General features: G+C 58.2%; 1 protein-coding gene. It reads right to left on the reverse strand.

From position 1 onward, the window contains the following. Window positions 1–7: 7 nt before the first annotated feature. A protein-coding gene (locus PQR08_RS38590; RefSeq protein WP_250486975.1) for an IS5 family transposase occupies window positions 8–819 on the reverse strand; the annotation gives its coding sequence in 2 pieces (ribosomal slippage) (window positions 8–471 and window positions 471–819; 813 coding nt in all). Window positions 820–905: the final 86 nt, after the last annotated feature.

Genomic DNA, 905 nt, shown 5'->3' on the forward strand with positions numbered 1-905 from the left:
AGAGGCGTTAACAAAATGACGTTCGCAGTTGTCGCCAGCATATGATGCAGCAAGCGATTTTCATGAAGGCTTCGTGGATAAACGCGAGCCGTTCGAAGCGGATGCGCAGTCGGCGGAAGTTGTGAAGCCACGAAATGGTCCGCTCCACGACCCAGCGTGTTTTACCCAATCCGCTGCCATGAGGCTGGCCGCGCCGAGCAATTTCCGTGGCAATGCCCGCTGCGTGCAACGGACGTCGATGTTTGTCGTGGTCGTAGCCTCTGTCGCCTTGAACGACCCGAGGCTTCGATATTGGTCTGCCAGGCTTGCCGCTGATGGGCGGAATAGCCTCGACCAGTGCTTGAAGTTGAGTGACGTCGTTGCGGTTGGCGCCGGTCAGTATCACCGCGAGCGGAATGCCCTGCGCTTCGGTGATGAGGTGGTGCTTTGAACCGGGTCGCGCGCGGTCTGTGGGATTCGGTCCCGTTTTTGACCCGCGCCCATAGCACGGATTGAAGAGGAGTCGACGATGACTCGAGACCAGTCGATTTGGTCGGCGGCCCGAAGCCGCGCAAGGAGCAACTCGTGCAACTCGTCCCAGACGCCTGCCTCCTGCCAGTCACGCAGGCGACGCCAGCAACTCATGCCACTGCCGCAGCCCATCTCGCGAGGAAGAAGGTCCCAGCGCAGGCCAGTCTGCAAGACGAAGAGGATGCCTGTGAGCACCGCACGATTGTCGAGCGGTTTGCGCCCTGGGTAACGGTGGCGTCGTAGTTTTGGAGGGGGCAGTAACGGTTCGATGAGTGCCCAGAGTTCGTCGTCGAGTATAGGTTTAGCCATGTTCCTTTCATCGCCGAAACAATGAACAGGTTAACAGCATTCATCGAGGGTTAACAGCCCCTTTTCTTCATTTTGTTAAGGGTTCT

The organism is Caballeronia jiangsuensis (assembly GCF_046030135.1).
Taxonomy (GTDB): domain Bacteria; phylum Pseudomonadota; class Gammaproteobacteria; order Burkholderiales; family Burkholderiaceae; genus Caballeronia; species Caballeronia jiangsuensis.